1 protein-coding gene is annotated in these 269 nt (G+C 66.2%); it reads left to right on the top strand.

Annotated elements, in window-relative coordinates:
• A partial coding sequence (locus ACTFO6_RS18820; RefSeq protein WP_439935883.1) for a hypothetical protein occupies positions 1–269 on the top strand: 269 nt, incomplete at both ends.

Below are 269 nucleotides of genomic sequence, written 5' to 3'. Positions count from 1 at the left end.
ACAAGGTGCTCGGGGGGCTGCCCGGCGTACAAAAGGAGGGCTGCGACGGCATCATCACCTCCGTCCGCTTCATCCTGCATCGCATGCCGGCCCACGTGCGCACGGTGTGCCTGGAGTTCTTCGGGAGCGTGCACGATGCGGTGCCTTCCATCGTGGAGATCAAGGATTATCTGGACCGGCACCCCAAGGCCGTCCTGGCCGGACTGGAGCAACTGGACCAGCGCTACCTCCAGGCTGTGGGCTATGCCACCAAGGCCCGGCGCCACGGG

Origin of the sequence: Pelomicrobium sp. G1 (assembly GCF_051905455.1) — a bacterium.
Classification (GTDB): Bacteria; Pseudomonadota; Gammaproteobacteria; order Burkholderiales; family UBA6910; genus Pelomicrobium.
Note: the sequence above shows the minus strand (reverse complement) of the source record. Positions and strands in the feature narration are given on the sequence as shown.